The organism is Rhodopseudomonas sp. G2_2311 (assembly GCF_047501505.1).
GTDB classification, from domain to species: Bacteria; Pseudomonadota; Alphaproteobacteria; order Rhizobiales; family Xanthobacteraceae; genus Rhodopseudomonas; species Rhodopseudomonas palustris_H.
Window position 1 is genome coordinate 252269 of the sequence record NZ_JAZDRK010000004.1, and the last position, 20422, is coordinate 272690.

A 20422-nucleotide genomic window follows, 5' to 3' on the forward strand; every position below is an offset into this window, starting at 1 on the left:
CCTGGGACGGCCCGGCGCTTGAAGACCTGAGGGACGCGCGGCTGCGCGCCCTTTTTTTGTGCCCGCGATTTCCGCCCGCGTCAGCGAGATTTGATGCCCAAACGAACCGACATCTCCACCATCCTCATCATCGGGGCCGGTCCCATCGTGATCGGCCAGGCCTGCGAATTCGACTATTCCGGCACGCAGGCGGTCAAGGCGCTGAAGCAGGAGGGCTACCGGGTCGTCCTGGTCAACTCCAATCCGGCGACGATCATGACCGATCCGGAGCTGGCGGACGCGACCTATATCGAGCCGATCACCCCTGAGATCGTCGCCAAGATCATCGAAAAGGAGCGCTACGTCATCCCCGGCGGCTTCGCGCTGCTGCCGACGATGGGCGGCCAGACCGCGCTGAACTGCGCGCTGTCGTTGCGCAAGCTCGGCACGCTGGAGAAATTCGACGTCGAGATGATCGGCGCCACCGCCGACGCCATCGACAAGGCCGAGGACCGCGAACGGTTCCGCGAGGCGATGACCAAGATCGGGCTCGAAACCCCGAACTCGCGCCAGGTGAAGAGCCTGCCCGACGCGCTGCGCGCGCTCGACGAGATCGGCTTCCCGGCGCTGATCCGGCCGTCGTTCACGATGGGCGGCACCGGCGGCGGCATCGCCTACACCAAGGCCGAGTTCATCGAGATCGTCGAGCGCGGCATCGACGCCTCCCCGACCAACGAGGTGCTGATCGAAGAATCGATCCTCGGCTGGAAGGAATACGAGATGGAGGTCGTGCGCGATAAGCACGACAACTGCATCATCGTCTGCTCGATCGAGAATCTCGACCCGATGGGCGTGCACACCGGCGATTCGATCACCGTGGCGCCGGCGCTGACCCTGACCGACAAAGAATACCAGATCATGCGCGACGCCTCGCTGGCGGTGCTGCGCGAGATCGGGGTGGAGACCGGCGGCTCCAACGTGCAGTTCGCGGTCAACCCGGATGACGGCCGGCTGGTCGTGATCGAAATGAACCCGCGGGTGTCGCGTTCGTCGGCTCTGGCGTCGAAAGCCACCGGCTTCCCAATCGCCAAGGTCGCCGCCAAGCTGGCGGTCGGCTATTCGCTCGATGAAATCGCCAACGACATCACCGGCGGTGCAACGCCGGCGTCGTTCGAGCCGACGATCGACTATGTCGTCACCAAGATTCCGCGGTTCGCCTTCGAGAAATTCCCCGGCGCCTCCGCCAACCTGACCACCGCGATGAAATCGGTCGGCGAGGTAATGGCGATCGGCCGCACCTTCCAGGAGAGTCTGCAGAAGGCGCTCCGCGGCCTTGAGAGCGGCCTCACCGGTCTCGACGAGATCGAGATCGAAGGTCTCGGCCGCGGCGACGACAAGAATGCGATTCGCGCGGCGCTCGGCACCCCGACGCCGAGCCGGCTGCTGCAGGTCGCGCAGGCGATGCGCCTCGGCTGGTCGGACGAAGAGATCTTCAACTCCTGCAAGATCGACCCCTGGTTCCTGGCGCAGCTCCGCGGCATCGTCGACATGGAGGCCCGGGTCCGCGACGCGGGCCTGCCGGATCACTCATTCGGCATGCGCACCCTGAAGGCGATGGGCTTCTCCGACGCCCGCCTCGCCGTGCTGGCCAACACCACCGAGGCCGAGGTCAAGGACAAGCGCCGTGCGCTCGGCGTCCGCCCGGTGTTCAAGCGCATCGACACCTGCGCGGCGGAGTTCGCTTCGCCGACCGCCTACATGTATTCGACCTACGAGGCGCCGTTCGCCGGCCCAGCGTCGGACGAAAGCCGGCCATCGGACAAGCAGAAGGTGATCATCCTCGGCGGCGGTCCGAACCGGATCGGCCAGGGCATCGAGTTCGACTACTGCTGCTGCCATGCCTGCTTCGCGCTGCATGACGCCGGCTACGAATCGATCATGGTCAACTGCAACCCGGAAACGGTGTCGACCGACTATGACACCGCGGACCGACTCTATTTCGAGCCGCTGACCGCCGAAGACGTGCTCGAGATCATCGACACCGAGCGCTCCAACGGCACGCTGCGCGGCGTGATCGTACAGTTCGGCGGCCAGACCCCGCTGAAGCTGGCGCGCGCGCTGGAAGCGGCCGACGTGCCGATCCTCGGCACCTCGCCGGACGCGATCGACCTCGCCGAGGACCGCGATCGCTTCAAGCGCATCCTCGACAAGCTGCGGCTGAAGCAGCCGAAGAACGGCATCGCCTACTCGGTCGAACAGGCTCGCCTGGTCGCGGCCGAACTCGGCCTGCCGCTGGTGGTGCGTCCGTCTTACGTGCTCGGCGGCCGCGCCATGCAGATCATCCGCGAGGACAATCAGCTCAGCGATTATCTGCTCGGCACCTTGCCCGAGCTGGTGCCAGGCGACGTCAAGGCACGCTATCCAAACGACAAGACCGGGCAGATCAACACCGTGCTCGGCACCAACCCGCTGCTGTTCGACCGCTATCTGTCGGACGCGACGGAAGTCGACGTGGACTGCCTGTCGGACGGCAAGGACACTTTCATCGTCGGCATCATGGAGCACATCGAAGAGGCCGGCATTCACTCCGGCGACTCGGCCTGCTCGCTGCCTCCGCACTCGCTCAGCGCCGAGACCATCGCCGAGCTGGAACGCCAGACCCGCGAATTGGCGCTCGGCCTCGACGTCGTCGGCCTGATGAATGTGCAGTACGCCATCAAGGACGGCGAGATCTACGTGCTGGAGGTCAATCCGCGCGCGTCCCGTACCGTGCCGTTCGTCGCCAAGGTGATCGGCATGCCGGTCGCCAAGCTCGCGGCGCGAATCATGGCCGGCGAGAAGATCGCCGACCTCGGCCTGAAGAAGCGCACGCTCGACCATGTCGGCGTCAAGGAATCGGTGTTCCCGTTTGCGCGTTTCCCGGGTGTCGACACTGTGCTCGGCCCGGAGATGCGCTCGACCGGCGAAGTGATGGGGCTCGATCGTTCATTCGAGGTCGCCTTCGCCAAGAGCCAGCTCGGCGGCGGCACCCGCGTGCCGCGCAAGGGCACCGTGTTCGTGTCGGTCCGCGAAAGCGACAAGGCGCGGATCCTCGACGCCGTGAAGCTGCTGCACTCGGTCGGCTTCAGGGTGATCGCCACCTCCGGAACCCAGCGCTATCTGGCGGACCACGGTGTGCCGGCGGAGAAGATCAACAAGGTGCTGGAAGGCCGTCCGCACATCGTCGACGCCATCATGAACGGCGAAGTGCAACTGGTGTTCAACACCACCGAGGGACCGCAGGCGCTGGCCGACAGCCGGTCGCTGCGGCGCGCTGCCCTCTTGCATAAAGTTCCCTATTACACCACTCTTTCGGGCGCGGTGGCCGCCGCAAAGGGCATCCGGGCCTATTTGGATGGGGACCTTGAGGTCCGGACCCTGCAGAGCTACTTTTCCGAAAGCTGATCGTCGCCCGGCCCGAGCGGCCGGCTATCGACTGACAGGCCGTCAGGCCGGGGAACCCGCCCGCATTGGAATTGTTCTCTCCGGCGTTTGCCGGACAGCTCTGGTGCCGTTTTGAACCGACTTCGGACGCCGCACAGGCGCGGCGCCGCCGTAAACACCCGACGACGTTGCGGGCGAGCAGGGTTCGGCGATCCGCAACGTATTCTTGAAGGATGAAGAGACGATGGTCGAAAAGATACCGATGACTGCGAGCGGGTACGCCGCACTTTCGGACGAGTTGAAGCATCGCCAGTCGGTGGACCGTCCGCGCATCATCGAGCATATCGCCGAAGCGCGCTCCCATGGCGACCTCTCGGAAAATGCCGAATATCACGCGGCCAAGGAAGAGCAGTCCCATAACGAGGGCCGGATCAACGAACTCGAGGACAAGCTGGCGCGCGCGGACATCATCGACGTCAGCAAGCTGTCGGGCGACACCGTCAAATTCGGCGCCACCGTCACCCTGATCGACGAGGACACCGAGAAGAAGGCGGTGTGGCAGATCGTCGGTGAGGCCGAAGCCGACGCCAAGAAGGGAAAGATCTCGATCACCTCGCCGCTGGCGAGGGCGCTGATCGGCAAGAAAGCGGGCTCCTCGGTCGAAGTGGTCGCCCCCGGCGGCGCCAAGGCTTACGAGATCGCCAAGGTCGAGTGGCGCTGACCAGCGCACACCGCGAACGAAACGAAAAAGCCGCGCTTTGCCGCGGCTTTTTTGTTGCCCGAACTCAAACGGCTCACGGTGAATTCAGTCGCTGGTGCCATGGTGTTGCGGCAAGGTTCCGTACGGTCGGCGGCATTCTTGCTCGGCCGCGACTGCCCACCTCGAAAATCAGGATCGTCCATGAATCAGTCGTTCGCGCGCTGGCAGCCGTTTGCCCTGAGCCTGCTCCGCTTCATCACCGGTTTGCTGCTGTTTCAATACGGCGTGGCCAAGCTGTTCAAATTTCCCGCTGTGCCGATGTTCGCCAAGGTCGAGCTGTTCTCGCTGTATGGCGCGGCGGGCAGCCTGGAGCTGATCCTCGGCGCGCTGCTGATGCTCGGCCTGTTCACCCGCCCGGTCGCCTTCATCCTGTCCGGCGAGATGGCGTTCGCGTATTTCCTCGGCCACGTCTTCAAGGGCGCAACGCCGGTCTGGCTGCCTCTCCTGAACGGCGGCAGCCTGGCGATCGCGATGTGCTTCACGTGCTTGTACTTGGTGACGACGGGCGGCGGACCGATCAGCCTCGATCGTATCCTGCGGCGCGATCGCTGACACTGCAGCAGCCCTGAAACGATCGCGGCGGCGGCCTCAGGTCGTCGCCGCCTTTAGCTCCAGCGGCACCGCGGCGGCGTATTTCGAATTGCGGAGCACCAGGGAGGTGCGGACGTTGCGGACGTGCGGGGCGGCGGTGAGATGGGCGACAAAACTCTGGAACGTCGCCATGTCGGGCGCGACACACTTCAGGATGAAGTCGACTTCGCCCGACAGCATCCAGCACTCGCGTACCAGCGGCTCGTTGCGGACGAATTCCTCAAACCCGCGCAGGTCAGCCTCGGCCTGGCTCGACAAATGCACCGAGGCGAACACGGTGACGTCGAAGCCGAGATGCGCAGGATCGAGCAGCCCGCGATAGCCGAGGATGTAGCCCTCTTCCTCCAGCGTCCGCACCCGCCGCAGACACGGCGGCGGCGAAATCCCGACCCGTTTGGCCAGTTCGACATTGGTGATTCGGCCGTCGTCCTGAATTTCCTGCAGGATCTTGAGGTCGATCTGGTCGAGGCTCTTGGTCACGCTGGTGCTATTCCCGCAAGGCGGATTCGGCTTAGAAACAGCCTCTCTTAGCGCACCCCGCGAAATTTGGGTAATTTTATTTCGCGATGCTCACAGCTCGTTTTCCAATCTTGGTGGGAAATCCTGCACGGAGGTATTGCAAATCTTGCATAGCTCGCCAAATAACATAGACTTCTGTCTGATCTTCCGCCCATTGGCGATGCCCCAGCCAGGCCTTTCCCTGCGTCGCGCCGCCCTCAGTTTCGGGGACTGATTCATGCCGAGTCCGGTTCAAGCCAAGGTCGTGATCATTGGATCCGGGCCCGCTGGTTATACCGCCGCGATCTACGCCTCTCGCGCGATGCTGGAGCCAATCTTGATCCAGGGCATGCAGCCCGGCGGTCAGCTCACCATCACCACCGACGTCGAAAACTACCCCGGCTTCGCCGATGTGATCCAAGGCCCCTGGCTGATGGAGCAGATGGAGAAGCAGGCGCTGCATGTCGGCACCCGGATCAAGACCGACCTCGTGGTCGATCTCGACCTCAGCCAGCGGCCCTTCCGGCTGACCTGCGACAGCGGCGACGTCTATCTGGCCGACACGCTGATCCTCGCCACCGGCGCTCAGGCGCGCTGGCTCGGTATTCCGTCGGAGCAGACCTACAAGGGCTTCGGCGTCTCGGCCTGCGCCACCTGCGACGGCTTCTTCTATCGCGGCAAGGATGTCGTGGTCATCGGCGGCGGCAACACCGCGGTCGAGGAAGCGCTGTTCCTGACCAACTTCGCCGCCAGCGTCACCATCGTGCACCGGCGCGACCACTTCCGTGCCGAACGCATCCTGCAGGACCGGCTGTTCAAGCATCCGAAGATCAAGGTGATCTGGGACGTCGCGGTCGATGAGATCTGCGGCGCCGAGACCCCCACCAAGGTCACCCATGTGCGCCTGAAGAACGTCAAGAGCGGCACGACCAGCGAGGTCAAGGCCGACGGCGTGTTCATCGCGATCGGTCATGCGCCGGCGACGGAGCTGTTCAAAGACCAGATCAAGCTCAAACCGTCCGGTTATGTCGAGGTCGCGGCGAATTCGACCGCAACCTCGGTACCTGGCGTGTTCGCCGCCGGCGACGTCGCCGACGAGACCTACCGCCAAGCCGTCACCGCAGCCGGAATGGGCTGTATGGCGGCTCTCGAAGCCGAACGCTTCCTGGCGCTGCGCGCCGGCGACCGCCAAGCGGCCGAATAACTCTCTGGATGGCGCGACACCGCGACGGGTTCACCGATATGGACTGGGATAAGCTGAAGGTCTTTCATGCCGCTGCCGAAGCGGGGAGTTTCACCCATGCCGGCGAGCAGCTCGGGCTGTCGCAGTCGGCGGTGTCGCGGCAGGTCAGCGCACTGGAGCAGGAGCTCTCGGTGTCGCTGTTTCACCGCCACGCCCGCGGCCTGATCCTCACCGAACAGGGCGATCTGCTGTTCCGCACCGCGCATGACGTGTTCATGCAGTTGCAGGCGGCCCGCGCCAAGCTCACCGACAGCCGCGAGCGGCCGAGCGGCGACCTCAAGGTCACCACGACGCCGGGGCTCGGCATCCACTGGCTGGTGCCGCGGCTCGGCGAATTCACCGCGCTGTATCCAGAGATCCGGATCTCGCTGATCGTCACCGACGAAGAGCTCGACCTGTCGATGCGCGAAGCCGACGTCGCGATCCGCACCCGCAAGCCGACCCAACCCGACCTGATCCAGCGCAAGCTGTTCTCGATCGGCTTCCACGCCTATTGCTCGCCGGAGTACATCAAGAACTTCGGCACGCCGCGGACGCTGGAGGATCTCGACAATCACCGGCTGATCATGCTGAGCGACAGCCAGGTGCCGCCGCATCTGCAAAACCGCAGCTGGCTGATCGAAGCCGGTCGCAACGGCATGGGTCCGCGCGAGCCCTACTTCAAGGTCAACAACATCCTCGGCCTGGTGCGCGCCTGCCAGCAGGGCCTCGGCATCGCCGCGCTGCCGGATTACCTGATCGAGGACACCAACCGTCTGGTGCAGTTGTTCGGCGAGGAAGATTCAATCCAGCTCGACACGTACTTCGTCTATCCGGAGGAATTGAAGACGGTGGCGCGGGTGCAGGTGTTCCGCGACTTCGTGGTCAACAAGGCGCAACGCTGGCCGGGCTGATTTGTCGCTCCCGGGGCTCCGCATGTCTGACATGCGGGGGGCCCGCTTGCCGGGCCGCCGGATCGCGGATCAAATCGTTCTCACGTTGAGGGGTCGCGCTGCATCAAGTCCCCCTCCTCCAGTGGCGCGGCGGCTCAGCTATCCCTCTTGGAAGGTGATTGTGTCGGCCTATCAGGCCAAAGACCTTAGACCGGGCTCTTCGTGGGCCCGGTTTTTTTCTGCGCAATCATCTGTCCGCGCGCACGCGGCGATCGGTCGCAACAACGCATGAAAAAACGCGCGGGTGGCCGCGCGCTGCAGTCGTGTTGGTTTGCGATCAAGCCGCCTGCTTGTGCATGCCGGAATTTCCGGCCCCGCGGATCGCCTTCACCGAGCGTTCGATCGCCGCCCAGAGCCGGTTGATCTCGTAGGCCGCGCGGCCTTCGGCGGCGTATTCGCGGGCGCCCTGACCTTCACCGAGCGCCATCAGAAGATCGGCACGATTGGTGATCTGCCCGCCCCAGACCGGAGCCTTGAACTTGGCCAGCGCATCGCGCGCGATGGTGACGATCCGGCTTTCGACCTCGTCACGCAGCGCCGGGGCGCCGTTGAGCACCACCGCGTAGGGCTTGCGGTGCGAGCGGCAGGTCTGGATCGTATCCTGCACCGCGTTGACGTCGAACACGCCGGGTCGCGCCGGAATGATCACCATCGTGGCGTTGCGGATCGCATCGTCGACCACGGCGGACAGGTTCGGCGGCGTATCAACGAAGATCCATTCGATGCCATCGCGCTTGGCGGCGGCCACGATGTCGGTGATCGAGCGCGTTGCGGTCCGCAGCGGCGGCTCGTTGGTACCGCGAAGCTTATGCCACAGCGTCAGCGAGCCCTGCGGATCGGCATCGATCAGCAGACACGGACGCGAGGCTTTATGGACCTGTGCAGCCAAGTGAGCAGCCAGGGTACTTTTTCCCGAGCCGCCTTTACGCGAAGCAAAAACGATGACGTTCATACCCTGGCCTCCCGATTGACCTTGGCGGCAAAGTGAATCAGCTCGTTGATTCGTGAAAGATAAAATTGCAGGCAGTGATCATCGCCTCGCCAGATTGTAGCGATCGGCTGGTTTTTGAGTCACACCAGTTCCGGGATTGACGCAGCGCACAGGCTCTCATTGAGTCCCGAAGACGGTTTTTGAATAGCGGCTTGATGACAACGCTGCTGATCAGGCCGCTTTCTTGGCGGATGTATCAGAGCCCGCCGGCTGCTGATCAGCATCGAACGGCTTAGTATCCGCACCGCGGCCGCGTTGCCGCTCCAGCCATTTGCGCTCGATCCAGTTCAGCGTCCGTGCGGTCGGCTTCTCCAGCACCGGCACGTCCTGGGCGATCAGCACCATGCCGAGCGGCAGCATCCATAGCCCCAAGACCGGCAGAAAGCTCAGCATGCCGCCGCCAACCAGGGCGACGCCGAGGGGCAGCCGAACGTACTTTGATGACGGCCGCCGCAGCCAGCCGACGAAATGCGCCGGCCGGGGTGGTAGCTTGGACTCGAACCACTGCAGATGGCGGTCGAGTTCGGCGCGGTGATCGATCTCTGTCACAAAGCTCTCCTCAGGCGCGAGATATGCGCGTCGATTTCGGCACCAACGCGGCAAGCTGTCGCGCAGATCCCGGAACCGCGGAGGCTTTGTCAGTTACTGCCGCTCGCGCTTGTGAGGTTTGCGGGGCTTGAGGCTGGTCGGTTTGCGGCGCACGGCCTCGTTTGTCTGCATCGCCACCGGCGTCGGCCCGAAGTGTGCGCGGCAGGCCGGTGTGAGCTGCGCTTTGTTCTGCACCATGCAGACGGTGATCCGGTCGACGTCCGGAACGAACGCACCGCACAACCGCATCGCGTCGCCCGTACACGCCTGCTGCTGCTCGGCGGTGTAGGCCAGCGCCGCACCTGCAATCAGTGACAGACCAAAACTGGCGGCCAGAACAAGACCATGACGACGAACGACGCGCGGCGAGATCGAATGGGTCGAGATCATGGATGGCCACCCCTGCTGTGCTGACGTTTCCCCGCAGGCGTTCGGCCGCCTTGTTGTTATTTGGATGATTGGGGGAGTGTGCGGGAGGCGCGAGGAATTCGCAAGCAGCGCGCGAGCAGCCTTGCGACAAGCCTGGACGCTAAGCTTCGTTGGCGCCGACGCCGCGTTGGTCCAAAGCGGTTTGCCCCGCCACGGTGAGACGATAATGACGCTGCCCGGCCGGATCGCCGGAATGACTGACGGCCACCAGGCCATCCGAAACCAGCCGGTCGAGTTCGAGCCGCTGGCCCGCATTGAGGTCGCGGCCGGCTGTCCGGGCCACATCCACCAACACGGCGATCGCCTGATCGCTCAATTCCCGGTCGGTCATGCCGGCTCCCCGCGCTTTGTTTCGCTTCAAGCAACGTGACCGTCCGCCATTCCGTTCCGAACGGAATGCCACAACGCGATGGCGGCCGCCCGCTCGGGAAGCGGCCGGCAGGGGGACGATCTCGGCAGGGTGGTGTGGGGTAATTCAGTCGCCGCGCAGCGCCGGCAAGGCGTGGTGGCCCACCTTGGTAGGCTCACCGCCTCGTGGGGGTGCTTGGAAGGCTCACCTGCGTTCGCAGAGAGGCGCGCAGCTGTAGAGCTCTTTGTCCGTGCCTTTGTACACGGTGATCTGCTTGTCGCCTTGATCCGATGCCTCGGCCACAAGCCGGGCATCCGCCATGCTGCGCAGCGCGAGCGACAGCGTGCCGGACTGCCGGGCCCGTGTCAGCACCTCGGCTTGATCGCCTGTGAGCTCGAGGGTCGCCGTCTTGCCGATCACGTTGTTCTGCCCTTCCCGCTCCTTGGGCAGCTGGTCGATCGCGAGCACGCGCACATTCGTCAGGATCGTCGTCGACGTCACCGTGTCCTTGGCGCCGGGAATGTCAGAGCTTTTGTCACGCTTGGTCAGGATCACGTCGACTTTGTCGTTGGGAAGAATAAAGCCGCCGGCGCTGGTCTCCGGCGAAATCTCCGTCGAGACGGCGCGCATGCCGGTCGGCAGGATCGCCGCCATGAAGCCGGAGCCGTTGGGCTTCACCAGTTTGACTTCGCGGATCGGCTCGCCGGCAACGAACGGCGAGCGAGCGATTGTCCCGGCGAGGAAGGCTTCGGTGTTCGGCATCTTGTCGCGGCGGAGAAAGTGCTCGCTGGCGCTATCAGCAGGCCAGCTCTGCCAGCGGACATCCGAAGGGGTGACGAGCTGTCCAAGCGCGATATTCGATTTCGCGACGAGAACATCGACGGTCTGGAGTTGCGGAGTCGGCTCCGCGACCTGGCGGGGTCGCTCCGAGTCCGAACTGCTCGCCAGGAACGCGGCAGCAGCGCCGGCGGCGAGAGCAATGCCCAAAACGACAATGCGCGGCTTACTCAGGCGCATCCGCAAACTCCGGTTACTAAACTCAACGCAACTTGTCGCAATCTTAGGTCGAGGCGCATCAAGATAGAGTTAAGGTGAATACGAAGAATCTCTCCGGAGCGGTATTATGGGAGTGCCGCACACCCGCGGGCTTGCGCACGCGGTGTCGGGCGCGTAGGGGCAGGCCAAGCGCGTCGGTCCGCTCGATTTCGGCGGCTGATCGATCTGAAAAGAGAGATTTTAGGAGTGGTACAGTTGGGTGGGCTCGAACCACCGACCTCCTGTTCCACAGACAGGCGCTCTAACCAACTGAGCTACAACTGCATCCGGCGCGGCCGAGGCGGCCCGCGAACGGGCGGAAACTAGGTGCAACGCCGCGCTTTGGCAAGACCGTGTTCGGCTTCAAAACCAATGTCGGGGGTGCTGTCGACAACAACCTTCCGACGACAAAGCCCGGGCGCATGGCCCGGGCCCTGAAAACGTTGAAAACCGGGCCGGATCAGGCGGCCGGCTTGAAGATCTTCGAAGCGTTGGCCTTGATCGGCTCGACCGTCTCGGCGGCGACCTTCTGGGTCAGCTCGGTGAGCTCTTTGGTCTGCGCGGTCAGGGTCTCGATCTGCTTCTTGGCGTGGGAGGTCCACAATTCCATCACGTCCGGCAGGGTCTTGGCGCCGATCAGGCTCTGCGCGAAGTCGAAGCTGGCGCTGGTGTTGGTCTTCACGAAGTCGAACACCTTGGTCGAATAATCGGTCGCGCCCTTGCTGGCCGAGGTGAAAACCGCCTCGATGGTGCCGTTCTGGGTCTCGGCGACGTCTTTCAGCTTGGCGTAGCTTTCGCGGGCCTGCGACACGCCCTTTTCGGCGAAGGCGCGGACCTGCTCCGGAAGCTGGAACGGCAGCACGGTGGAAAACGGATCGCTCGAGTCGGCCATAGGGGCATCCTTCGCTGGTGGGGCAAATCGAAGTGACCCGCGCGAGCGGCCTGCACAATCTTCAGGCTGGACGCCGAGCCGGGACGACCGAGGCCGTCCATTCGTCATAAAATACCACAGAAATTGTGCAATGCAACATAAAATTGCATTGCACTGCCACATTTCGCGCCATGGGCGTGGTGGGGCGGGGCCGGTGCCCCGCCGGGCCGATTGGACGTAAAGGCTCAGCTCTTCGGCTTGGCCACGTCCTGAGCCGCCTTGGTGACGACCTGGCCGAGCTCGCTGGCCTGCTCGGCAAGCGCTTTCATCTGCGACTGAACGTATTCGGTGTGCACCCGCATCACGTCGCCAAGGTCCTTGGCGTGGACGAGCTGCTGGGCGTAGTCGAGCGCCGCATGAACGTTGCGCTCGGCGAAGCTGACGGCGCGGCCGGTAATCTCTTTGGCATTGGCACGGGCGGCGGCGCCGCGATCTTCGATGGTGGCGGCAGTCTGCTGGGCGCTGGACAGCATGTGCTCAAACGCCTTGCGGGCCTGATCGAACCCGGCCTCGGCCATCGAGCGCATTTCCTTGGGAATCTCGAACCGATCACGCTCTTCCTGATCCATCGTCAGCTCCTTCCGCCTGTTACGCCGCTGCTCGACCCGGCGCCGAAGACCTTACCGACCTATCGCATCGCCGGTGTGACCGGCGGATGTCGACTAGCGCATCGTGACCGATCGTCATGGTTTTGCAACCTTCCAACGCGATCAGGGCTTTCCAGGTCCTCAGGCGTGGCCAAATTAAGGTTATCGGCGCTTAAGACGGGATAGCTTCATCGCAAACGTGGACCTAACGGGAGCCGCTGGCGATAATGAATTGTTAAGGTTCTCAGGCCCCGCGCTCTGTCGGCCACAGGCGCAACCGCTGGCGAGCCGGGCGTACGAGTAGCGATGACGAACTGGGACTTTCAATTGCGAGGGGTCGACGATCCCCGGCTCGCGGTGCACGCGACCCGGACGTTGCCGGCGTGGCTGTGGACGACCGACGGCAGCCGCGTGCTATGGGCGAACCCAGTCGCCGCCCGGCTGTTCGGCGCGGCCAATGCCGCCGAGCTCGCCGGCCGCAGCTTCCGTCCCGCCGATCCGCATCGCCGTCAGGTTGCCCAGCTCGCAGCCAAGCTGCCGCAGAACGGCGCGACGCGGCTGGAACGGCTGCGCGGCTTCGGCGCCCCGCTCGGCGCGCTGGTGACCTGCGCCTGCACCCGGCTCTTTTTCGCCGATGGCAGCGCCGGGGTTCTGATCGCCGCCGCGGAATCGATCGGCCGCCCGATGCCGTTGATCGACCGGTTGCGCGGCCTGGTCGAAGGCGTCGACACCCCGATCGCGGCTTTCGCCAGCGACGGCCTGTTCGTCGGCTCCAGCGCCGCCGCGCGCACGCTGCTCGGCTTCCGCAATCTGAGTGAGGCTGGTCTCGACCAGGCGCGCGCCGACGCACTGCGGCTCGGCCGCGCCAAAACGCCGATCGGATTTGGCCATCTGGTGCTGCAGCGGGTCGGCAGCGGCGCGGATGTTGGCCTGATTGCGCTGCTGGCACCGGGCACCATCACGGAGCCTGCTCCGCAGCCGAAAGCTCAGTCTTCAGAACCGCAGCCTCAGCCTGATTCAGATCCACAGCTTGAAGCCCAGCATCCGACGGCCGTTGAGGCGCCTGTCGAGCCGGCCACACAGGCCGAGCCGACTGTCGAAGCTCCGCAGGCAATTGAGGGCGCGGCAGAGCCGATCGCGGTCGCGCCAGAAGCGAACGACGAATCCAGCGAACCGCCGACGCCCGTCGGACTGGAAAACAATTCAGAACCCGCATCCGATCAGCAGCCGGCCGAAACCGCGGCGGCATCGGCTGAGCCCGACTACGAGACCTTCGCAATCCTGAGCGAAGCGCCTGCCGAATTCACGCTGCTCGACGACGTCGCCCCCGCTGTCGAGGCGCAGCCGGCGTCGACCGAGCCGCAGGTGGACAGTGTCGATAGCAACGCGCCGCATTCGCCGCCGGCTGCTCCTGTCGAACAGCCCGCCGCCGAGGTGGTCCCGGTCGAACAGCCTGTCGCGCTTGACACGACGCATGAGCCCTCGCCTTACATCGAGGCCGTCGCCGACGAGCCGGCAGCACCGGACGTTGTCGAGACCGAACACCAGTCCGCCACCGAACAATCCGCGACCCCCGAGCCGGCCGCTGCAGAGCCGGCGGCAACCGGCGCTGCACCCGTCATCGACACGCCGCCCGAACTGCCTGCGCCGCGCCGGCATCCGCTGCGCTTCGTCTGGCAGATCGATCTGGCCGACCGACTGGCGATCGCCTCCGACGAGTTCCTCCGCCTGATCGGCCCGCATACCGCCGCCAATCTCGGCGAGCGATGGAGCGAAGTCGCCGACCGGCTCAGGCTCGATCCGCAAGGTCTCGTCGCGGCCGCACTTGCCACCCGCCACACCTGGAGCGGCATCACCCTGCAATGGCCGGCTGACGGCGCCGCGCTGCGGCTGCCGATCGAAATGTCCGGTCTGCCGGTGCATGATCAGAACGGTGCCTTTGCCGGCTATCGCGGCTTCGGCGTCTGCCGCGATCTCGCCGCGCTCGATTATCTCGCGGCGCTCCGCCGGCACGGCTCGAGCGAACCGCCGCCGCGGCCGCAGCCGCTGTCGGCCGATCGCGCGCCGCACTCCTCCGCTTCAGACCAGGCCCCTGCTCTGGACCCGCTCTTGAACCCCTTGGACACGCCCGTGGATACCCCGAAAAACGTCCTGCCGTTCCGCGCCGCCAACGACGCGCGTGCGCCGTCGCTGACCCCGGGCGAGAACAGCGCCTTCCACGAACTGGCGCAGCAACTGGCAGCCCGGCTCGCAAGCGAGACTCCGCCGGCCGCCGATGCTCCATCGATCGCGGACGACGAAGTTGCGCCGGAGCAGGAAACAGCACCGGCTGAAACGCCGGAGCCCCCGCGCGCCGAATGGCTCGCGCCGGCGCCCACGCCGGCAAGCGGCGCCAGCGCGCGCGACCGCCTGCTGCTCGATCTGATGCCGGTCGGCGTGCTGATCTATCGGCTCGACCGGCTGCTCTATGCAAACTCCGCATTCCTGGCGCGGATGGGCTTTGCGAGCGTCGCCGCGCTCGAAGAGGCCGGAGGCCTCGATGCCCTCTATGTCGACTCCGGCGTCGGCGATTCCAGCAGCAGTTCGGAGACCGGCACGCCGATCACCATCACCGCCGTGCAAGGCGGCGACGCGGCGCCGACCGAAGCCCGGCTGTTCACGATCGCCTGGGACGGCGATCAGGCGCTGGCGCTGATCTGCTCGCCCGCCCCTGCACCAAACGCCGTGCCCGAGCTGCCGTTCGCGCCGGCGACTGCGCTCGAGGATGCGCCCTTAGTCGTCGGCGCCGCGAACGCCGAGGAGCTTGGCGCGATCCTCGACACCACCGCCGAAGGCGTGCTGATGTTCGACGAAGCCGGCCAGATCAGCGCCGCCAACCGCAGCGCGGAAGCGCTGTTCGGCTACAGCGGTGACGCGCTGGCGCAGCACAATCTGATCGAGCTGTTCGCGCCGGAAAGCCGCGCCGCCGTGCTCGATTACTTGGACAGCATCAAGAGCGGCCGCGCCCAGAGCGTGCTCGACCACGGCCTCGAAGCGCTCGGCCAGGTGCGTGAAGGCGGGCTGTTTCCGCTCACCATGACGATCGGCCGAACCCGCGCCGACGGGCCGAATTTCTTCGCCGTGTTCCGCGATCTGTCGCAGGTGCAGCGCACCGAGACCGAACTGAACCAGGCCAAGCGGCTCGCCGAACGCGCCGCCGGCGCCAAGGCGGACGTGCTGGCGCGGCTCAGCCACGAGATCCGCGCGCCGCTCAACGCCATCATCGGCTTTGCCGAAGTGATGATCGAGGAGCGGTTCGGCCCGCTCGGCAACGAACGCTACGTCGATTACTTGAAGGACATCCGCACTTCGGGCGAACGCGTCATCGGCATCGTCGACGATCTGCTCGATCTGTCGCGGATCGAGACCGGCAAGCTCGATCTCGCCTTCGCCAGCATCAACCTCAATGAGCTGGTCGAACAGAGCGTCGCGGTGATGCAGCCGCGCGCCAATCGCGAGCGCATCATCATCCGGACCTCGCTGGCGCATTCGCTGCCGACCGTGGTGGCCGACGCACAGGCGCTGCGCCAGATCGTCATGAACCTGATCAGCACCTCGATCCATCTGGCCAATGCCGGCGGACAGGTGATCGTCTCGACCGCGCTCAGCGATGCCGGCGAGGTGGTGCTGCGCGTCCGCGACACCGGCAGTCGTCTCAACGACGACGAACTCGCCGCCGCATTGCAGCCGTTCCGCACGCCGAGTGACCGCACCGAAGCAGCCGGCGTCAGCCTGTCGCTGACCAAGGCGCTGGTCGAAGCCAACCGCGCCACCTTCCACATCAAGAGCGCGCCGCAATCCGGCACGCTGATCGAAGTGGTGTTCGCCCACATGCCTGCGGCGGTGTGAGGAAGAGATGCGGGCCGTCGTATCCGCGATGGTATCATGATGCCCAAAGACTAGCGCACTAGGACGGCGGGACACCGAATCTGCCGGAGCGATGAAGGACCTGCCAAGATGCCGGCTCGGGCTTTCTAAAACCTCGAATGCCGGCTAACGTTTACAAATGACCAAGCTCTTCGAACAGGCAATCGAGACCGTCCGCGGCCTTCCCGCCGAGCAGCAGGACGCATTGGCCAGACTGGTTATGCAATTTGCAGCAGTGGACCAGCCGGCACTTGAGCTGTCTGCGGAAGAGGCGGCCTCTTTCGATGAATCATTAGCGCAGGCCGAACGCGGCGAGTTCGCCACTGAGGAACAAATTCGCGCTATCTGGGCCAAGCACGGGCTGTGAAGCTGCACTATACGATCCGTGCTGCCGTCGAACTCGACAAAGTCCTCAACTTCATCGATCAGCGCTCACCACTGGGTGCAAGCCACGTTAAAGCGCGCATCCACGCGGTGATCGAGTTGCTCCTCGAATATCCTGAGGCTGGGAGGGAAACCGCGAGGGGGCTACGTCGCGTGGTTGCCTATCCTTATCCCTACGTGATTTTCTATCGCGCGACCGCATCAGAGATCATCATTCACGGCGTGCGTCACAGCGCTCGGAAGCCGGCGGCACCGTCCTGAGCTCACCTCCAAGTTGCTGCTGAACTCAGCCGCATGGGATATCGTCAATGCCCCTTGCCCCCCGCTGGCAATCGCGGTTTAGCTGCGCGGATCGACCCCTGGCGCGAGAGCCTCGATGGCGACGATCGACACTTCCGTGGTTGCGAAACTGCCGCTGTTTGCAGGGCTGAGCCCGGCGGAGCTCGACGCCGTGCTGCTGGAGGCGCGGTCGATCCGGGTTCCCAAGAACGGCCATGTGTTCGAACAGGGCGAAGACGCCCATTCGTTCTTCGTGCTGCTGCACGGCCACGTCCGCGCCAGCAAGGTGACGCCGGCCGGCGAGCAGATCGTGGTGCGCTATGTCGCGCCCGGCGAAACGCTGGGCGTGGCGATGGCGATCGGGCTCAACCGCTATCCGGCCACCGCCACCGCGGTCGACGATTCGATCGTGCTGGCCTGGCCGACCGCGGCCTGGCCGCGGCTGGTCGAGCAGTATCCGGCGCTCGCCACCAACACGCTGCGCACCGTCGGCGGCCGGCTGCAGGAGACGCATTCCCGGGTGGTGGAGATGTCGACCCAGCAGGTCGAGCAGCGCGTCGCCCATGCGCTGCTGCGGCTCGCCAAGCAGAGCGGCCGCAAGGTCGAAAACGGGGTGCAGATCGATTTCCCGATCAGCCGGCAGGACATCGCACAGATGACCGGCACCACGCTGCACACCGTCAGCCGGCTGTTGTCGGGCTGGGAGCAGAAGGGCCTGATCGAAAGCGGCCGGCAGAAGATCGTGCTGCGCGAGCCACATCAGCTCGTGGTGCTGGCCGATCAGGCGCCCGACGACAAGACCTCCTGAGACTGAGCCACCGCTTCGCGCAGCGCCGCGAGAAACGGCGCCTCGGCGATGCCATGCTCGTGGCAGGAATCCTCGATCGTGTGAAACGTCGCGATCGGACAGCCAACGCAGGCGAGCTTGAAATCCAGGAACACCCGGATCGTCGCCGGCCATCGGCGCATCACGTCTTCGACTACGAGGGTGCGGTCAATCGACATTGTCGTCTCCGTTGACCCGCCATGCTGAGGCCCGGGGCGGCAGCGTTCTTTGTCGCGCGACAACGTTTCGGAGGGTTCCTACACCTCGTAGTTGTCCCATCCGACGAATGACGGATGCGGGTGATCCCGTAGTTGAAAGGTATTCATCTGCGAGCTTGTGCTGGGACAAACAGCGGGGACGCGGCAGGAGCATGGTTGCGCCAGCCGAGTTTCAATCCAGCCGCAAGGACCTCTACCATGATGACCCGCCGAGATACTCTGCTGAGCGCCGCCGTCACCGCACTGTTACTCAGCGCGCCGACCGTGGCAGCAGCCGCCGCCGAAGACGATGTCTCCAAGCTGCCGCGCCAGAAGGTCGAACTGGTCGCACCGCCCTTCGTGCACGCGCATCAGCAGGCCACCAAGGATGGACCCAAGGTCGTCGAATTCAAGATGGTGGTGCAGGAAAAAGAAGTGGTGATCGACGAAGACGGCACCAAATTCCAGGCGATGACCTTCAACGGTTCGATGCCCGGACCGTTGATGGTGGTGCATGAGGGCGACTATGTCGAACTGACGCTGGTCAATCCCGCCAGCAACACCATGCCGCACAACATCGACTTCCACGCCTCGACCGGCGCACTCGGTGGCGGCGCGCTGACGCTGATCAATCCCGGCGAACAGGTGGTGCTACGCTTCAAGGCCGATCGCTCCGGCGTATTCGTGTATCATTGCGCCCCCGGCGGCAACATGATCCCGTGGCACGTCGTTTCCGGCATGAATGGCGCCATCATGGTGCTGCCGCGTGATGGCCTGAAGGATCGGAACGGCAAGCCGCTGCGCTACGACCGGGTCTATTACATCGGCGAGCAGGACATGTACGTTCCGAAGGACCAGAACGGCAAATACAAGGCCTATGCGTCGCCGGCCGAATCCTACGTCGACACCGCCGAGGTGATGCGCAAGCTGATCCCGACCCATGTGGTGTTCAATGGCAAGGTCGGCGCGCTGACCGGCAAAAACGCGATGCCCGCCAAGGTCGGCGAGACCGTGCTGATCGTGCATTCGCAGGCCAACCGCGACACCCGCCCGCACCTGATCGGCGGCCACGGCGACTACGTCTGGGAGACCGGCAAGTTCGCCAATCCTCCGGAGACCAATCTCGAGACCTGGTTCATTCGCGGCGGTTCGGCCGGTGCTGCGCTGTACACCTTCAAGCAGCCGGGCGTTTACGCCTACCTCAACCACAACCTGATCGAAGCGATCGAGCTCGGCGCTACCGCCCACTTCAAGGTCGACGGCAAGTGGAACGACGACCTGATGAAGCAGGTCAGCGCACCCGGCCCGATCCCCGGCGGCCCGACGAACTAATCACCTCCGCCCCCCAGGACCCGCGTCCGCGCGGGTCCCTCGCGTCCCTCCCGTCATTGCGAGCGAACCGAAGCAATCCAGTCCAGCGATCGGAGCTGGATTGCTTCGTCGCTTCGCTCCTCGCAATGACAGACAGATGACCTGGTTGCCGCCATGCTGCTCGCCTTCAAAGCCAAGATCGCCCTCGCTGCCCTCGCCGGCTTTGCCACGCCTTTGGCGGTGACGCCGCTGGTGATCGGCCACGGCGACGCGGCGCTCGACGGCCAGCAGGCGATGGTCGAGATCGCGCCGGGCGCGATCGACTACCGGCTGCCCGGCGAATTCACCCGCGATGGCCGGCAGATCGAGGCGCCGCGGACCAAGCTGCAGTTCGACCGCCCGCTGTCGATCATGCTGCATCAGGTCAGCACGGCGGACTATCAACTCTGCGTCGACGATGGCGCCTGCCATCCGATGCCGGCCAACACCGCGGTTCGCGCCGACAGGCCCGCCGTACAGGTGTCCTGGCAGGACGCCACCACCTACGCCGACTGGCTGTCGCGCAAGACCGGCGCACACTACCGGCTGCCGACCGACGCCGAATGGGCGTTTGCGGCCGGCAGCAAATTCAAGGATGACGGGCTGGCCTCGGACAGCGACGATCCGTCGGTGCGATGGATCGCGCGCTATGAGCGCGAATCCGATCGTGACGATCTGTCGGCCAGCTTGCGCAGCTTTGGCGGCTTCGGCGCCAACGAGCGCGGACTGCTCGATCTGTCCGGCAACGTCTGGGAATGGACCACCACCTGCTTCGACCGCACCGCCATCGATGCTGCCGGCCGGCCGCAGGCGCAGACCGCCAATTGCGGCGTGCGGATCGCCGAAGGGCTGCACCGCGCCTACGTCTCCGATTTCATCCGCGACGCCAAGGCCGGCGGCTGCTCGGCCGGCCTGCCGCCGATCCACCTCGGTTTTCGCCTAGTGCGTGAACAGGATGTGCCGCTGGCGCGGCTGCGCGAGCACCTGGGCCGCGCGATGGCATCGGCCGGGATTTGAACCGCGACCCAAGGCCGCGCAGGACATTGACACGCATCAAATAGACCCGCGGGCCGAGCTCCTAGCCTCAGCCATCGCGTGTCCCGGCACCCGCCGCTTCGCCACGCGCTCCTGAAGGCCGCCCGGC

General features: G+C 65.0%; 21 protein-coding genes and 1 tRNA gene. 11 read left to right on the top strand and 11 right to left on the bottom strand.

What is annotated here, in order from left to right; all coding sequences use genetic code 11:
- The first annotated feature begins 93 nt into the window (after positions 1-93).
- Together carB and greA are read left to right on the top strand one after the other, a co-directional pair.
- Complete coding sequence (gene carB, locus VRZ08_RS08875; protein WP_346295517.1) at positions 94-3423, top strand: carbamoyl-phosphate synthase large subunit; 3330 nt, start codon at positions 94-96, stop codon at positions 3421-3423.
- A gap of 223 nt (positions 3424-3646) precedes the next feature.
- Entirely contained in the window at positions 3647-4123 is a 477-nt protein-coding gene (gene greA / locus VRZ08_RS08880; protein WP_011159607.1) for a transcription elongation factor GreA, read from the top strand.
- Here the strand turns inward: greA and VRZ08_RS08885 are convergent.
- On the bottom strand, positions 4093-4305 hold the full coding sequence (locus VRZ08_RS08885) for a hypothetical protein (protein WP_414532331.1): 213 nt from the start codon (positions 4303-4305) through the stop codon (positions 4093-4095). The two genes, greA and VRZ08_RS08885, sit on opposite strands and share 31 nt — an antisense overlap.
- Between VRZ08_RS08885 and VRZ08_RS08890 the strand changes: the two genes are divergently transcribed.
- Positions 4304-4714, top strand: coding sequence for a DoxX family protein (locus tag VRZ08_RS08890; RefSeq protein ID WP_107345748.1), 411 nt, complete (start codon positions 4304-4306; stop codon positions 4712-4714). The two genes, VRZ08_RS08885 and VRZ08_RS08890, sit on opposite strands and share 2 nt — an antisense overlap.
- A gap of 36 nt (positions 4715-4750) precedes the next feature.
- Here the strand turns inward: VRZ08_RS08890 and VRZ08_RS08895 are convergent, their stop codons facing one another.
- Positions 4751-5233 carry an Lrp/AsnC family transcriptional regulator gene (locus tag VRZ08_RS08895; RefSeq protein WP_263989491.1) on the bottom strand — a complete coding sequence of 161 codons (483 nt, stop codon included), beginning with the start codon at positions 5231-5233 and terminating at the stop codon, positions 4751-4753.
- 256 nt (positions 5234-5489) lie between these two features.
- Here VRZ08_RS08895 and trxB point away from each other — a divergent pair, with 256 nt between their 5' ends.
- Positions 5490-6455 (top strand): thioredoxin-disulfide reductase, encoded by a 966-nt coding sequence (trxB, locus tag VRZ08_RS08900; protein ID WP_263989492.1) that lies wholly within the window; start codon positions 5490-5492, stop codon positions 6453-6455.
- Positions 6456-6463: 8 nt separating this feature from the next.
- Positions 6464-7387, top strand: a complete 924-nt coding sequence (locus tag VRZ08_RS08905; RefSeq protein WP_012497402.1) for a LysR family transcriptional regulator — start codon at positions 6464-6466, stop codon at positions 7385-7387.
- A 316-nt stretch (positions 7388-7703) separates the two neighbouring features.
- On the opposite strand, the gene VRZ08_RS08910 is transcribed toward VRZ08_RS08905, so the two are convergent.
- The 8 genes from VRZ08_RS08910 to VRZ08_RS08945 form a co-directional block, all read right to left on the bottom strand.
- Positions 7704-8378 carry a ParA family protein gene (locus tag VRZ08_RS08910; RefSeq protein ID WP_107356738.1) on the bottom strand — a complete coding sequence of 225 codons (675 nt, stop codon included), beginning with the start codon at positions 8376-8378 and terminating at the stop codon, positions 7704-7706.
- A gap of 210 nt (positions 8379-8588) precedes the next feature.
- Entirely contained in the window at positions 8589-8966 is a 378-nt protein-coding gene (locus VRZ08_RS08915) for a hypothetical protein (RefSeq protein WP_414532332.1), read from the bottom strand.
- Positions 8967-9059: 93 nt separating this feature from the next.
- Positions 9060-9395, bottom strand: coding sequence for a hypothetical protein (locus VRZ08_RS08920; protein ID WP_414532333.1), 336 nt, complete (start codon positions 9393-9395; stop codon positions 9060-9062).
- Between the two features lie 139 nt (positions 9396-9534).
- Positions 9535-9765: a hypothetical protein gene (locus VRZ08_RS08925; RefSeq protein WP_107356741.1), complete on the bottom strand. Its 231-nt coding sequence runs from the start codon at positions 9763-9765 to the stop codon at positions 9535-9537.
- Positions 9766-9987: 222 nt separating this feature from the next.
- The gene (gene cpaB, locus VRZ08_RS08930) at positions 9988-10800 is read right to left on the bottom strand and encodes a Flp pilus assembly protein CpaB (protein WP_346295521.1); all 813 of its coding nucleotides are present in this window, start codon (positions 10798-10800) and stop codon (positions 9988-9990) included.
- Positions 10801-11026: 226 nt separating this feature from the next.
- Positions 11027-11103, bottom strand: a tRNA-His gene (locus VRZ08_RS08935).
- 175 nt (positions 11104-11278) lie between these two features.
- Positions 11279-11710, bottom strand: a complete 432-nt coding sequence (locus VRZ08_RS08940) for a phasin (protein ID WP_011159672.1) — start codon at positions 11708-11710, stop codon at positions 11279-11281.
- A gap of 224 nt (positions 11711-11934) precedes the next feature.
- On the bottom strand, positions 11935-12318 hold the full coding sequence (locus VRZ08_RS08945; RefSeq protein WP_107345756.1) for a phasin: 384 nt from the start codon (positions 12316-12318) through the stop codon (positions 11935-11937).
- A gap of 324 nt (positions 12319-12642) precedes the next feature.
- Here VRZ08_RS08945 and VRZ08_RS08950 point away from each other — a divergent pair, with 324 nt between their 5' ends.
- The 4 genes from VRZ08_RS08950 (at position 12643) to VRZ08_RS08965 (ending at position 17713) form a co-directional block, all read left to right on the top strand.
- Positions 12643-16224 (top strand): PAS domain-containing protein, encoded by a 3582-nt coding sequence (locus VRZ08_RS08950; RefSeq protein ID WP_414532334.1) that lies wholly within the window; start codon positions 12643-12645, stop codon positions 16222-16224.
- 157 nt (positions 16225-16381) lie between these two features.
- On the top strand, positions 16382-16609 hold the full coding sequence (locus tag VRZ08_RS08955) for a hypothetical protein (RefSeq protein ID WP_107356747.1): 228 nt from the start codon (positions 16382-16384) through the stop codon (positions 16607-16609).
- The gene (locus VRZ08_RS08960; protein ID WP_414532335.1) at positions 16606-16887 is read left to right on the top strand and encodes a type II toxin-antitoxin system RelE/ParE family toxin; all 282 of its coding nucleotides are present in this window, start codon (positions 16606-16608) and stop codon (positions 16885-16887) included. The genes VRZ08_RS08955 and VRZ08_RS08960 overlap by 4 nt, the downstream gene beginning before the upstream one ends.
- Before the next feature lie 115 nt (positions 16888-17002).
- Positions 17003-17713 (top strand): Crp/Fnr family transcriptional regulator, encoded by a 711-nt coding sequence (locus VRZ08_RS08965; RefSeq protein WP_107356749.1) that lies wholly within the window; start codon positions 17003-17005, stop codon positions 17711-17713.
- Here the strand turns inward: VRZ08_RS08965 and VRZ08_RS08970 are convergent.
- Complete coding sequence (locus tag VRZ08_RS08970; RefSeq protein ID WP_164573251.1) at positions 17686-17910, bottom strand: DUF1858 domain-containing protein; 225 nt, start codon at positions 17908-17910, stop codon at positions 17686-17688. The genes VRZ08_RS08965 and VRZ08_RS08970 overlap by 28 nt on opposite strands.
- A gap of 237 nt (positions 17911-18147) precedes the next feature.
- Here VRZ08_RS08970 and nirK point away from each other — a divergent pair, with 237 nt between their 5' ends.
- Together nirK and VRZ08_RS08980 are read left to right on the top strand one after the other, a co-directional pair.
- Positions 18148-19260, top strand: coding sequence for a copper-containing nitrite reductase (gene nirK / locus VRZ08_RS08975; RefSeq protein WP_107345761.1), 1113 nt, complete (start codon positions 18148-18150; stop codon positions 19258-19260).
- Between the two features lie 153 nt (positions 19261-19413).
- Positions 19414-20295, top strand: a complete 882-nt coding sequence (locus tag VRZ08_RS08980) for an SUMF1/EgtB/PvdO family nonheme iron enzyme (protein ID WP_414532336.1) — start codon at positions 19414-19416, stop codon at positions 20293-20295.
- The last annotated feature ends 127 nt before the right edge of the window (positions 20296-20422 follow it).

Coding starts and splice junctions, on each gene's coding strand:
- VRZ08_RS08955 (WP_107356747.1), top strand. CDS start 16,382: ATGACCAAGCTCTTCGAACAGGCAATCGAGACCGTCCGCGGCCTTCCC.
- VRZ08_RS08890 (WP_107345748.1), top strand. CDS start 4,304: ATGAATCAGTCGTTCGCGCGCTGGCAGCCGTTTGCCCTGAGCCTGCTC.
- VRZ08_RS08970 (WP_164573251.1), bottom strand. CDS start 17,910: ATGTCGATTGACCGCACCCTCGTAGTCGAAGACGTGATGCGCCGATGG.
- VRZ08_RS08965 (WP_107356749.1), top strand. CDS start 17,003: ATGGCGACGATCGACACTTCCGTGGTTGCGAAACTGCCGCTGTTTGCA.
- cpaB (WP_346295521.1), bottom strand. CDS start 10,800: ATGCGCCTGAGTAAGCCGCGCATTGTCGTTTTGGGCATTGCTCTCGCC.
- VRZ08_RS08885 (WP_414532331.1), bottom strand. CDS start 4,305: ATGGACGATCCTGATTTTCGAGGTGGGCAGTCGCGGCCGAGCAAGAAT.
- greA (WP_011159607.1), top strand. CDS start 3,647: ATGGTCGAAAAGATACCGATGACTGCGAGCGGGTACGCCGCACTTTCG.
- carB (WP_346295517.1), top strand. CDS start 94: ATGCCCAAACGAACCGACATCTCCACCATCCTCATCATCGGGGCCGGT.
- VRZ08_RS08945 (WP_107345756.1), bottom strand. CDS start 12,318: ATGGATCAGGAAGAGCGTGATCGGTTCGAGATTCCCAAGGAAATGCGC.
- VRZ08_RS08925 (WP_107356741.1), bottom strand. CDS start 9,765: ATGACCGACCGGGAATTGAGCGATCAGGCGATCGCCGTGTTGGTGGAT.
- VRZ08_RS08905 (WP_012497402.1), top strand. CDS start 6,464: ATGGCGCGACACCGCGACGGGTTCACCGATATGGACTGGGATAAGCTG.
- VRZ08_RS08950 (WP_414532334.1), top strand. CDS start 12,643: ATGACGAACTGGGACTTTCAATTGCGAGGGGTCGACGATCCCCGGCTC.
- nirK (WP_107345761.1), top strand. CDS start 18,148: ATGATGACCCGCCGAGATACTCTGCTGAGCGCCGCCGTCACCGCACTG.
- VRZ08_RS08910 (WP_107356738.1), bottom strand. CDS start 8,378: ATGAACGTCATCGTTTTTGCTTCGCGTAAAGGCGGCTCGGGAAAAAGT.
- trxB (WP_263989492.1), top strand. CDS start 5,490: ATGCCGAGTCCGGTTCAAGCCAAGGTCGTGATCATTGGATCCGGGCCC.
- VRZ08_RS08940 (WP_011159672.1), bottom strand. CDS start 11,710: ATGGCCGACTCGAGCGATCCGTTTTCCACCGTGCTGCCGTTCCAGCTT.
- VRZ08_RS08980 (WP_414532336.1), top strand. CDS start 19,414: ATGCTGCTCGCCTTCAAAGCCAAGATCGCCCTCGCTGCCCTCGCCGGC.
- VRZ08_RS08920 (WP_414532333.1), bottom strand. CDS start 9,395: ATGATCTCGACCCATTCGATCTCGCCGCGCGTCGTTCGTCGTCATGGT.